Origin of the sequence: Dactylosporangium siamense, from assembly GCF_016862795.1 — a bacterium.
GTDB classification, from domain to species: domain Bacteria; phylum Actinomycetota; class Actinomycetes; order Mycobacteriales; family Micromonosporaceae; genus Dactylosporangium; species Dactylosporangium siamense.
Genome location: NZ_BONQ01000025.1, coordinates 126,091 through 136,844, shown reverse-complemented (window position 1 = coordinate 136,844; position 10,754 = coordinate 126,091). Strand labels below are relative to the sequence as shown.

Annotated in this window: 12 protein-coding genes and 2 tRNA genes; 2 read left to right on the top strand and 12 right to left on the bottom strand. The window is 69.0% G+C overall.

What is annotated here, in order from left to right; translation table 11 throughout:
- Positions 1-599 precede the first annotated feature (599 nt).
- Positions 600-812 carry a hypothetical protein gene (locus Dsi01nite_RS08675; RefSeq protein WP_203845517.1) on the top strand — a complete coding sequence of 71 codons (213 nt, stop codon included), beginning with the start codon at positions 600-602 and terminating at the stop codon, positions 810-812.
- A 62-nt stretch (positions 813-874) separates the two neighbouring features.
- Here Dsi01nite_RS08675 and Dsi01nite_RS08670 read toward each other — a convergent pair whose 3' ends face one another.
- From Dsi01nite_RS08670 to Dsi01nite_RS08640, 7 genes are all read right to left on the bottom strand, one after another.
- Positions 875-1,669 carry a carbon-nitrogen hydrolase family protein gene (locus Dsi01nite_RS08670; protein WP_203845516.1) on the bottom strand — a complete coding sequence of 265 codons (795 nt, stop codon included), beginning with the start codon at positions 1,667-1,669 and terminating at the stop codon, positions 875-877.
- A 16-nt stretch (positions 1,670-1,685) separates the two neighbouring features.
- A complete protein-coding gene (locus Dsi01nite_RS08665) occupies positions 1,686-2,519 on the bottom strand; it encodes an EamA family transporter (RefSeq protein WP_203845515.1) in 834 nt (277 codons plus the stop codon).
- A 194-nt stretch (positions 2,520-2,713) separates the two neighbouring features.
- Positions 2,714-4,012, bottom strand: a complete 1,299-nt coding sequence (gene clpX, locus Dsi01nite_RS08660) for an ATP-dependent Clp protease ATP-binding subunit ClpX (RefSeq protein ID WP_203845514.1) — start codon at positions 4,010-4,012, stop codon at positions 2,714-2,716.
- Positions 4,013-4,258: 246 nt separating this feature from the next.
- Positions 4,259-4,918 (bottom strand): ATP-dependent Clp protease proteolytic subunit, encoded by a 660-nt coding sequence (locus Dsi01nite_RS08655; RefSeq protein ID WP_203845513.1) that lies wholly within the window; start codon positions 4,916-4,918, stop codon positions 4,259-4,261.
- A gap of 11 nt (positions 4,919-4,929) precedes the next feature.
- Complete coding sequence (locus Dsi01nite_RS08650; RefSeq protein ID WP_203845512.1) at positions 4,930-5,580, bottom strand: ATP-dependent Clp protease proteolytic subunit; 651 nt, start codon at positions 5,578-5,580, stop codon at positions 4,930-4,932.
- 139 nt (positions 5,581-5,719) lie between these two features.
- A complete protein-coding gene (tig, locus tag Dsi01nite_RS08645) occupies positions 5,720-7,090 on the bottom strand; it encodes a trigger factor (RefSeq protein WP_203845511.1) in 1,371 nt (456 codons plus the stop codon).
- Positions 7,091-7,164: 74 nt separating this feature from the next.
- Positions 7,165-7,238: transfer RNA gene (locus tag Dsi01nite_RS08640), tRNA-Pro, on the bottom strand.
- Between the two features lie 142 nt (positions 7,239-7,380).
- On the opposite strand from Dsi01nite_RS08640, the gene Dsi01nite_RS08635 reads away from it, so the two are divergent.
- Positions 7,381-7,454: transfer RNA gene (locus Dsi01nite_RS08635), tRNA-Gly, on the top strand.
- 77 nt (positions 7,455-7,531) lie between these two features.
- Here Dsi01nite_RS08635 and Dsi01nite_RS08630 read toward each other — a convergent pair.
- From Dsi01nite_RS08630 to Dsi01nite_RS08610, 5 genes are all read right to left on the bottom strand, one after another.
- Entirely contained in the window at positions 7,532-7,687 is a 156-nt protein-coding gene (locus Dsi01nite_RS08630) for a hypothetical protein (protein ID WP_203845510.1), read from the bottom strand.
- A gap of 70 nt (positions 7,688-7,757) precedes the next feature.
- Positions 7,758-8,960 (bottom strand): RNA polymerase sigma factor, encoded by a 1,203-nt coding sequence (locus Dsi01nite_RS08625; RefSeq protein ID WP_203845509.1) that lies wholly within the window; start codon positions 8,958-8,960, stop codon positions 7,758-7,760.
- Complete coding sequence (locus Dsi01nite_RS08620; RefSeq protein ID WP_203845530.1) at positions 8,944-9,345, bottom strand: YciI family protein; 402 nt, start codon at positions 9,343-9,345, stop codon at positions 8,944-8,946. The genes Dsi01nite_RS08625 and Dsi01nite_RS08620 overlap by 17 nt, the downstream gene beginning before the upstream one ends.
- Before the next feature lie 5 nt (positions 9,346-9,350).
- Positions 9,351-10,106 carry an alpha/beta fold hydrolase gene (locus Dsi01nite_RS08615; protein ID WP_203845508.1) on the bottom strand — a complete coding sequence of 252 codons (756 nt, stop codon included), beginning with the start codon at positions 10,104-10,106 and terminating at the stop codon, positions 9,351-9,353.
- Entirely contained in the window at positions 10,107-10,754 is a 648-nt protein-coding gene (locus Dsi01nite_RS08610) for a DUF2625 family protein (protein ID WP_203845507.1), read from the bottom strand. It lies immediately after the preceding gene.

Sequence of the window (10,754 nt, the reverse complement as noted above, 5' to 3'; positions counted from 1 at the left end):
ACACACCGCTGAAGCTCGCTTAGCGAAGCTCACTTCATCCGGGGCAACTTCTCTACTTTACCAGGTCGCTCGCCGTTGTCAAGTCCGTATTTCCGGGCTATTCAACTTCAAGCGGCTTTCCCGAGCATAACAAGGACACCGTTTCCGGTGATCTTGTTTCGGGATTCCGGTAGGACCGGCCGGCACTGGAGCGTTTCGCTCGCTTGCCCGCCCGGCTCCCTGCCGGCTTTGTTACTTTACCAGTCCGTTCCATCCTGTCAAGTTCGCGTTATCCGCTTGTCGACCTTCTGGAACGTTTCCCGCGCACGTCAGTCACACCGTTTCCGGTGTGGAGACCTGCTCGGATTTCCGGCTGGACCGGCCGGCTCGCACCTCTCGGCGCTCACCCGCCCGGCTCCCTGCCGGCTGGATCAAGCTACCCGGTCGGCTTCGCGATCGCAAATCAGGCTTACACCGTCTGTTATCGCACCACCCAGGCATAACCTCCGCGAACCGGTCGTTTCCGACCAGTCCCTCGGACCTGGAGAACCGTACGGGGAACGGCGAAGCTGCGTCAAATCGGCCGTGCGCCACCCCCGCGGAACAGGGAGGATGGCGGTATGACGCCGAGCCCCCGCGCGGACGCACTCCTGGAGCTGCTCTTCCCCCTGTGGCAGCTCGTCATCGGCGTCGTCGTCGCGTTGGTGCTGGTCGTCGCCACCTATCGACTGGCGCTGCGCGGACCTTCGCGCATGCGCACCGTGCTGCTCATCACCGGCGCCGCCATCGTCGGCATCACCGTCTTCGGGATCCTCAGCGCCCGCCAGGCCTGACAGCACCCCCGACGAGCAGGACCCGGCGAACACGCGCAAGGCCGGAAAGGCAACAGACGGCGTCAGAGCCGCCTATTCGCCAAACTCGGCAGCGTGGCCCGGATCTCCGCGAGCCGCTCGAAATCCAGATCCGCGAACGTGACACCCACGACATCCGGTGCCAGCGCCACGACCGTCCCCCACGGGTCGATCACCATGCTGCGCCCGAAGCAGGTCCGGTCCGGATCATGGTTGCCGACCTGCCCCGCGGCCAGCACGTAGCACTGGTTCTCGATCGCCCGGGCACGCAGCAGCGGCTCCCAGTGATCGCGGCCCGTGTGCAGCATGAACGCCGCCGGCACCACGAGCACGGTGGCCCCGTCGATCGCGAGCTGCCGGTACAACTCCGGAAAGCGAAGGTCGTAGCAGATCGACAGGCCCACCACCGCCTCGTCGACGGGGAGCAGCGCGGTCTGCGTGCCGGGCGCCACGGTCGCGGACTCGTGATACGAGACACGGCCCGGGATCTCGACGTCGTACAGGTGGATCTTCCGATACGTGCCGGCGAGCGCGCCCTGGCGGTCGAAGACCAGCGTCGTGTTGAACGTGTGCTCCGCGTCGGGCCCGGTCTCGTGGAACGAGCCGGCGTGCACCCAGATCCCGAGCTCCCGCGCGGCGTCGGCGAAGAAGGTCGCGAACTCGCCGTCGATCGGCTCCGGCTTCGGCGATCCGTCGGCGCGGCCGAGGTAGTCCACGTATTCCGGCAGCACCGCCAGATCCGCACCACCGGCGGCGGCACGCTCCAGCAGGCTTCTGGCCACCCTTAGGTTCTCGGCCCGGTCGTCACGGGCGTTGAGCTGACACACCGCTACGCGCATGCCTCCAGCCTATCGATCAGGCGGCGGTGAGCACGAGTGCCGCGGCAGCCAGGCCGAGCCCGGTGATCTGCAGCGGGCGCATCCGCTCGCGGTCGACGGCCATCGCGAGGAAGACGGTGCTCACCGGGTAGAGCGAAGCGATCGGCGCGGTGATGCTCAACATCCCGTCGCGGACCGCCATCAAATAGAAGGCGTTCGCCGTCACGTCGAACGCGCCGGCGGTGCTCGCGAGGCCGAGCGAGGAACGGTCCATCGCCAGCGGCAGCCGCATGAGACGCATCGCCGCGAGCAGTCCGACCGCCCCGACGACCCGTCCCGACAGCAGCGGCCACATGCCGGACTCGTGCGACGTCTGCGCGATCAGCGTGAAGTACCCGCCGAACAGCACCCCGGCCGTGAGCGCCGCGACAACCAGCCCCCTCGAGAGCTTCACCCCGCCGCTCGGCCCGGCGCTGACGAGTGTGATCGCGACGACGGCCAGCACGGCACCGCCGAAGGCCAGCGCCGACGGACGGCGATCAAGAACAAGACCGAGCAGCAGCGGCACGGCCGCCGTCGTCGTCGCGGTCAGCGGCGCGACGATCGACATGGCGCCTCCGGCGAGCCCCCGGTAGAAGACGACCAGGCCGGCGTTGCCGAGCACCCCGGCCGCCGCGCCCCAGGCGAGGTCGGCGACGGTGGGCAGGCCCGGCCGCGTGACGAGCAGCCAGCCGATGACCAGCGGGATGCCGGCCAGTTCGGCGACGAGCGCGATGCCGAACGAGTTGGTGCGCTGGCTCGCCTTGCCGCCGGCGAAGTCACCCGCACCCCAGATGAGCGCGGACGTGACGGCGAAGACGAGTGACAGCACGTGAGCCACGATATGCGTCGCAAATCAACCCTGCCACCGCGTTTTCCGTTGCCGAAGCCCGACACAAGCCACTTTTCCGTGGCCTGACCTGCGCCTGAGCCGCACCGTAACACCAAGCGATCACGAAACTCGACGTGGCACGAAACACGCCGCCCACCTCGGAAGGTGGACGGCGTGCGGTGGATCGGGTCAGCTCAGGCCGACTTCTCCTCGCGGTCCGCGCGGCGGCGACCGGCCCGGTGAGCGGCGAGGTCGCGCGGGACGATCGTCGGGATGACCTTCTCGAGGACGACCTCGCGGGTGATCAGGACGCGGGCGATGTTCGGGTTGCTGGGCACCTCGTACATCACGCTCAGGAGGACCTCCTCCATGATCGCGCGGAGCCCGCGGGCGCCGGTGCCACGGAGGATCGCCTGGTCGGCGATCGACTCGAGGGCCTCGGCGTTGAACTCCAGCTCGACGCCGTCGAGCTCGAACAGCCGCTGATACTGCCGGACGAGCGCGTTGCGCGGCTCCGTGAGGATCTTGACCAGCGCGTCGCGGTCGAGGCTCTTCACGCTGGTGATGACCGGGAGGCGGCCGATGAACTCGGGGATGAGCCCGAACTTCAGCATGTCCTCCGGCATCACGTCGCCGAAGCTGTCGTCCTGGGTGCGGTCGGTGATCGAGCGCAGGTTGGCGCCGAAGCCGGTGCCGCCCTTGCCCACCCGGGCCTGGACGATCCGGTCGAGCCCCGCGAACGCGCCACCGCAGATGAACAACACGTTGGACGTGTCGATCTGGATGAACTCCTGGTGCGGGTGCTTGCGGCCGCCCTGCGGCGGCACGTTGGCGACCGTGCCCTCGATGATCTTCAGCAGCGCCTGCTGCACGCCCTCGCCGGACACGTCCCGGGTGATGCTCGGGTTCTCCGACTTGCGGGCGATCTTGTCGACCTCGTCGATGTAGACGATGCCGGTCTCGGCGCGGCGGATGTCGTAGTCCGCGGCCTGGATCAGCTTCAGCAGGATGTTCTCGACGTCCTCGCCGACATAGCCGGCCTCGGTCAGCGCCGTGGCGTCCGCGATCGCGAACGGCACGTTGAGCATCCGCGCGAGCGTCTGCGCCAGGTGCGTCTTGCCGCAGCCGGTCGGGCCGATCAGCAGAATGTTGGACTTGGCCAGCTCCACGCCGTCGCTGCCCGAGTTGCCGCCGGACTCCGCCTGGACCCGCTTGTAGTGGTTGTACACCGCCACCGCGAGGGCCTTCTTCGCCTGGTCCTGACCCACAACGTACTGGTCGAGGAAGGCGCAGATCTCCATCGGCTTGGGCAGCTCGTCGAACTTGACGTCGCCGGACTCGGCGAGCTCTTCCTCGATGATCTCGTTGCAGAGGTCGATGCACTCATCGCAGATGTAGACGCCAGGTCCCGCGATCAGCTTCTTCACCTGCTTCTGCGACTTGCCGCAGAAGGAGCATTTCAGTAGGTCGCCGCCGTCGCCGATCCGTGCCACCTACGATCTCCCTGCCTTCAGCCGGACTGACTGCCCGGATCGCATCGTGCTGTCGCCGCTTCGCGGCGCTGCGCGTGTGACGCCCGCTGCCGCGTGCGTCCTGCTTCGTGCGTGTTGCTTGGTGCTGCCTCGACGTTACCTGGTGGTCGGCAGTATTCCGACCCCCTGAGCGGTGGTGTCTTTCCGGAGGGCCACATCGGCCCGCCAGACCGTGAGGTGAGGCGGGCCGACCGGCAATCTTGTGGGCTACGCCCCGGAAGCGACGAGCGCCGACTTCTTGCGGCTGACGAGGATGTTGTCGACCAGGCCGTATTCCTTGGCCTCATCGGCCGTCAGGATCTTGTCGCGGTCGATGTCCTTGCGGACCTTCTCGATCGGCTGACCGGTGTGGCGGGACACCATCTCCTCGAGATTCGTGCGCATCCGCATGATCTCGCGGGCCTGGATCTCGATGTCGGATCCCTGTCCGTAACCGCCCTCGGTGGCCGGCTGGTGGATGATGATCCGCGAGTTGGGCAGCGCCAGACGCTTGCCGGGCGTGCCGGCGGCGAGGAGCACCGCGGCGGCGCTGGCCGCCTGGCCCAGGCAGACCGTCATGACGTCGGGCCGCACATACAGCATCGTGTCGTAGATCGCCGTCATGGCCGTGAACGAGCCACCGGGCGAGTTGATGTACATGATGATGTCGCGGTCCGGCTCGTTGCTCTCCAGCGTCAGCAGCTGCGCCATCACGTCGTTGGCCGACGCGTCGTCGATCTGCACACCGAGGAAGATGATCCGGTCCTCGAACAGCTTGTTGTACGGGTTCGTCTCCTTGATCCCATACGACGTGCGCTCCACGTAGGACGGGAGGATGTAGCGGTTGTGCACCTCGCGCATCGCCGGGGGCAGGCTCAGATCGGTCATCGCTTCGCTCCTCAAGCCAGGGTTCCGGCGCCTTCCGGAGCCTGCTGGGCCCCGGTGATCACCTTGTCGATGAAGCCGTAGTCGCGCGCCTCTTCGGCGGTGAACCAACGGTCGCGGTCGGAGTCGGACTCGATCTGCTCCAGGCTCTGTCCCGTGTGGAACGACACCCGCTCCTGGAACATCCGCTTGGTGTAGAGCATCTGCTCGGCCTGGATCGCGATGTCCGAGGCCGTGCCGCCGATGCCGCCCGAGGGCTGGTGCATCATGATCCGCGCGTGCGGCAGCGCCATACGCTTGCCGGCCGCCCCGGCGCACAGCAGCAGCTGGCCCATCGACGCCGCCATGCCCATCGCGACCGTCGCCACGTCGTTGGTGACGAACTGCATGATGTCGTAGATCGCCATGCCCGAGTAGACGGAGCCACCGGGCGAGTTGATGTAGAGCCAGATGTCGCGCTCCTCATCCTCGGCGGCGAGGAGGAGCATCTGGGCACAGATCCGGTTGGCGACCTGATCGTTGACCTCGCTACCAAGGAAGATGATGCGTTCCTTGAGCAGCCGGTTGAACACCGAGTCGTCGAGCGTCAGGCTCGAGTCCGCGCCACGACCGCGCCCGTAGGGCGCGGGACTGACTGGCGACGCTGGAATATGCAGGTCGGTCATGGCAGCCCTTCGCAAGAGTCTTGTACTTGCCGACCCTAACCGGTGTGGGGAGCCGGAGCTTCCCATGCTCACCGCATTTCGCTATGAGCGCACCGTGGTCGACCGGGCCCGCTGCGTTTGACGGGCCCGGTCGCTCAGGTCAGTGGTTGTGACCCTCGTGGTCACCGTGGTCGTGACCCTCGTGCTCGTCCGTCGGGCCACGCAGGTCGTCCAGCGACAGCGCGGTGCCCTCGGAGTCGACGATCTTCACCCGCTCGAGCACCAGACCCAGCGCCTTGCCACGCCGCACGTCACCGAAGACCGCACCGGCGACACCGGCCTGGACCAGCTGGTCGTAGTACTGCTGCGGGCCGACCCCGGCACGCTGCGCCCGGTGCACGATCTCGTGCCCGAACTCGTCGTCGCTGACCTGGATGTCCTCGGCGTCGGCCAGGGTGTCGAGCACCAGCTGCACCTTCACGCCCTCGACGGCCGCCTCGTTGAGCTCGGCGTCCATCTCCTCCTCGGTCTTGCCCTCCGTGGACAGGTAGTCCTCGAAGGAGGCACCGATGCGCTGGAGCTGGTCGTTCATCGACTCCTTGCGCGACTCCACCTCGTCCTTCACCACGCCCTCCGGCGCGGGGACCTCGGTGGCGTCGATGACGGCCTTCAGGGCCAGGTCACGGGCCGAGTAGAGCTGCTCCATCCGCTTGACCCGGCTGAGCCGCGTCCGCAGGTCGTCCTTCAGCTCGTCGAGGGTGTCGAACTCGCTCGCCAGCTGCGCGAACTCGTCGTCGACCGGCGGCAGCTGCTTGTCCTTGACCGACTTGACGGACACCGACACCTCGGCGTCGCGCCCCTCGAAGTCCCCGCCGACCAGCTGCGTCGTGAACGTCGTCGAGTCACCGGCCGACATGCCGGCCAGCACGTCGTCCAGACCCGGCACCAGCTGACCGCTGCCGACCTCGTGGGAGATGTTGTTGGCGCTGCCGCCCGGCACCTCTTCGCCGTCCACGGTCGCGACCAGGTCGATCTGCACGAAGTCGCCGACGAGCGCCGGCCGCTCCACCGTCTTCAGCGTCGCGAACCGGTCCCGCAGGCCCTTGAGCTGCTCGTCGACGTCGTCCTCGTTCACCACGAGGGCGTCCACGGTCACCTCGATCGCGCTCAGGTCCGGCAGCGTGATCTCCGGCCGCACGTCCACCTCGGCGGTGAACTTCAACGGCTGCCCGTCGGCGAACTCGGTGATCTCCACCTCGGGCCGGCCCAGCGTCTTCACCTCGTGCTCGCGGACCGCGGCGAGGATCTGCGTCGGGATGACCTCCTGCACGGCCTCGTTGAGCACCGCGCCCCGGCCGACCCGCTGGTCGATCACGGCGGTGGGCACCTTGCCACGGCGGAACCCGGGAATCACGACCTGCGAGCCGATCTCCCGGTAGGCCTTCTTCAAGCTGGGCTCCAGCTCGGCGAACGGCACCTCGATTTCGAGCCGCACGCGCGTCGGGCTCAGGGTCTCGACGGTGCTCTTCACAGAACTTCTCCTCATAGGTCGCGGTCAGCCGCTCCAACGGCTGGGTGGACTGGCGGCTGCCTCGTATGTCCCGGTCGGGGTGGCGGGATTTGAACCCACGGCCCCTCGCTCCCAAAGCGAGTGCGCTACCAAACTGCGCTACACCCCGGTGCTGTGCGTCGGCAAGTGTATGCGTTGGGTCCGACAGCCCGCCGCTCGGTATGGCGGTGTCGCACTGCATGGACCCGCCGTCTGTCCTTCGCGACGGGATTCGGTACGCTTGGAGGCGCACCCGGGAGCACCGGGTGCACGCGGGCGTAGCTCAATGGCAGAGCTTCAGTCTTCCAAACTGACGGTGTGAGTTCGATTCTCATCGCCCGCTCCACCTACTTTCAGCAGGTCAGCAGAGACTCACCCGACGCGGGGGTCTCGACCTCCCGGTCAACGGACCCGGTCGGCCGTTCATCGGGCGTCGGTCCACCGGACCGGGAAGACACCCACCCGAGCCTCGTGCACGGGGTCGCCGGCGCTGACGTGGTCCGGGTGTTTCGTGCAGCGGACCGAGAGGTCCCCGGTGGCGGTCGGGGTCAGTTTCACGGCGGCGCAGGTGATCTCCATGCCCCGGAACCCTACTCGTACAAGCGTTCGAAATCAGCCTGATCATGGAATTGACCTGGGCAAACGTCCGCTACGTGCCCGAGCGTCCGGATTGGAGCCGGGCGGCGCGGTCGTGCAGGTACCGCTGCAACGGGACACTGCCCGTCAGTCCGGCCGCGGTCGTGTACGCCGCGCCCGCCTCCTCGATCGCGCCCGACATCTCCAGCAGGTGGCCGCGCACGGCGTGGAAACGGTGATCTGTGAGCAAAGGCAACGACGACAGCAGTGCCAGGCCCGCCGCCGGACCAGACGCCATCGTCACCGCCACCGCGTGGTTCAGCGCGACCATCGGGTTGTCGGTGAGGGTGAGCAGCAGCTCGTACAGGGCGACGATCTGCGGCCAGTCGGTCGCGTCGGCCGACGGCGCCTCGTCGTGCAGGGCCGCGATCGCCGCCTGCAGCTGGTAGGGGCCGACCGGGCCGCGGGGCAGCGCCGCGGTGACCAGGGCGACCCCCTCGGCGATGAGCTCCGCGTCCCACAGCGTGCGGTCCTGCGCGTCCATGGGGACCGGAGTGCCGTCCGGTGCGGTGCGGGCGGGCCGCCGCGCATCGGTGAGCAGCATCAGCGCGAGCAGGCCGGCGACCTCGCTGTCGTTCGGCAGCAGCCGGTGCACGAGCCGCGCCAGCCGGATCGCCTCCGCCGCGAGGTCGGGCCGGTGCAGGTCGGGCCCGGCGGTGGCGGCGTAACCCTCGTTGAACATCAGGTAGAGCACGTGCAGCACGGCGGCGGAGTACGCGACCGGCAGCGCGAAGGGCACCCCGCTGGTCTTGATCCGCTGCTTCGCGCGACCGATCCGGCGGGCCATCGTCGCTTCCGGGACCAGAAACGCCCGGGCGACCTCGGCGGTGCTGAGCCCGCCGACCGCTCGCAGGGTCAGCGCGATCTGGTCGGGTGCCTGCAGCGACGGGTGGCAGCACATGGCCAGGAGGATGAGGCTGTCGTCCTGGTGGGCGTCGACCGGTGGGGGCGGCACCCACTCCGCCTCGCGGCGCAGCCTCGCCGACTCGCTGCGCAGCAGGTCCGTCAGCCGCCGCGCCGCGACGGTGATCAGCCAGCCGCGGGGCGAGTCGGGCACGCCGGCGGCCGGCCACTGCGCCGCGGCCGCGATCAGGGCCTCCTGGACGGCGTCCTCGGCGTGGTCGAAGTGCCCGTAGCGGCGCACGAGCGCGCCGAGGACCTGCGGCGCCAGCTCGCGCAGCAGGTCCTCGAGCCGGGCGTCAGAGCCCGATCTCACTCGCGTGCTCGATGATCGGCCGGACGTCGGCGTACGCGGTCTTCGCCACCTCCGGCGGCGCCGGGCACTCGCTGAGGCGGGCCGCGATCTCGGTGGCCCGGTCGAAGCTGTCGACGTCGATGATCCAGTAGCCGGCGAGGACCTCCTGCGTCTCCGCATACGGCCCGTCGGTGACCAGCGCCGGCGCGCCGCTGATGCGCCGGGTGTGCACCGGCGCGTCCAGCGCCCGGGTCTCGACCAGCTCACCGGACGCCTCGAGGTCCTGGTTGAACTTCGCCATGAACGCGCCCATGGCGGCGAAGTCCTCGCCGGACCAGACCGGGGCGTCCCCGGGTTTGCCGGCCATCTCGTCGTAGTCCCGCTGCGACGCGTAGCTCAGGATCATGTACTTCACGGTTGCTCCTCTCGAACGGCATCTTCCGCCGGAGACGTCGGAGCGGGGTCGCCGTCCAGGACAGCTTCGCCGAGAAAGTTCAGCACCGTCCTGCGGAAGTCCTCCGGAGCGGTGCTGTGGATGCGGTGCCCGACCGGCACGGTGACCAGGTCGCACCGTGGGATGAGCGCCGCCACCTCGGCCAGCCGCGCCGGGGCGATGTGGCTTCCCGGCCCGCCGGACAGCAGCAGGGTCGGCGCGGTGATCGTCGGCAGCGCGTCCCACCACCCGGAGTGCGCCTGGCGCAGTTGGGTGATCGCGGAGGTGAGCGCCAGCCGGTCGTACCGGCGGCGCGGATCGGCCGTCCCGATCGACAGCAGGAGCAGGCGCCCCAGCGACAGCTTCCCGGCGCTGCGTCGCGGCGGCGCCGGCGGGTCCTCCAGCACCAGCCGCCGGATCCGCTCCGGCTGCTCCTGCGCCACCAGCGTCGCGGCGAACCCGCCGAGCGAGTGCCCGACGAGCGTCACCCGGTGGAGTTCGAGCCGGTCGAGCAGCGCGAGGACATCGTCGCGGTGGTGTTCCAAGGTGTACGGGCGGCAGCGTGGACTGTCGGCGTGGCCGCGCAGGTCCGGCACCACGACCCGGTGCCCGGCCGCGACCAGCGCCGGGGCGAACAGGTCCCAGGTCGCACCGCGACTGCCGCCGCCGTGCAGCAGGACCACGGCCGGCGCATCCGCGGGCCCGTCCACCCGGTGGTGCAGGGCGACGGCCACTCAGGCCCCCAGCTGGTCGGCGAAGTCGTGCAGGACGCTGACCAGCTGGGTCATCGGGATCGGCCGGCGGCTCACCTCGGCGATGTCCTTGCCCTCCGCGGTGAACAGCGGCGGCAGCGTGTGCAGCCCCGCGTCGAACGGGATCCCGGCGACCTCGTCCTGCCAGCCCGGCCAGCGCCAGCTCAGGTAGAACTGGTCGATCGCGCCGTTGAGCATGCCGTACAGCCAGTCGGTGTACCCGAGACCGAGGTCCTCCCAGCCGAGCGTGTCGGGCGCGAAGTAGTGGATCGACGGCGTCGGCCCATCACCCTGCCGCCACACGAACTCGCCGCCCATCACGTCCTGGGCGACGACCAGCCCGGCACCGGTGAACCCGGCGTTGACCGTGTGGATGTCCGGCAGCCGGCGCTGGGGGTGGCCGGAGCCGAGCACCCGGAGCCAGCCGTCGTCGACGACGAGCCCGCCGGACAGGTACACCAGGGAGCCGAGCCACGACTTCGTGGTGACCTGGAGCCGTTGCAGGCAGGCGGCCGCCCGATCGGGATCGGTCGACAGGATCTCCACCGCGAACGGTGACCCGCTGACCGCCGCCTCGACCTCGGCCCACGCCGACCGGTCCTCGGAGATCAGCTCGGCGAGCGAGCGCAT